The 645-nt window shown below is 61.2% G+C and carries 1 pseudogene; it reads right to left on the minus strand.

From position 1 onward, the window contains the following. Positions 1-645 (minus strand): annotated as a pseudogene (locus WH91_RS25665) (IS5 family transposase); the annotation flags it as partial.

Here is a 645-nt window from a genome sequence, read left to right on the forward strand (position 1 = left end):
CGGAACTGCTTGAGCCTGTTGAACATGCGTTCGATGCGGTTGCGGTCCTTGTATGCCTTGAAGTCGCATGGGGGCGGGTTCTTGCGGTTGGCTTTGGGTGGGATCACCGGAACAATGCCGCTCAACAGCAGATCCTGGCGTACGGCGTCGCCATCGTAGCCTTTGTCGGCCAGGAGCAACCGCGGCCTGCCCACCGGCATGGCCATTAAGGCAGGAACGGCTGCATAGTCGGATACTTCTCCACCCGTGAGGACAAAGCCAAGAGGGCGTCCTTGACCGTCTGTGCGGGCGTGGATTTTGCACGTAAAGCCGCCGCGTGATCGACCAAAAGCCTCCTTGTAGGTCCCCCTTTAGCGCCCGCTGCCTGGCTGTGGCCGCGCACCGTGGTGCTGTCGATCATGTGTTGCCAGTCATCGGTGAGCCCGAGTTCGACCAGGGTCTCGAGCAAGGCATCCCAGACCCCTTGCTCGGCCCAGCGGCGGAAGCGCACATAGACTGAATTCCACTTGCCATAGCGCTCATGCATGTCGCGCCAGGGGCAGCCAACCCGCAGAACATGGAGCATGCCGTTCAGATAACGGCGATTGTCTTGCGCTGGTCGGGACTTGCGCCCTCGTTCAGCCGGCAAAAGCTCTCCAATGAGCC

Source organism: Devosia psychrophila (assembly GCF_000971275.1).
Taxonomy (GTDB): Bacteria; Pseudomonadota; Alphaproteobacteria; order Rhizobiales; family Devosiaceae; genus Devosia; species Devosia psychrophila.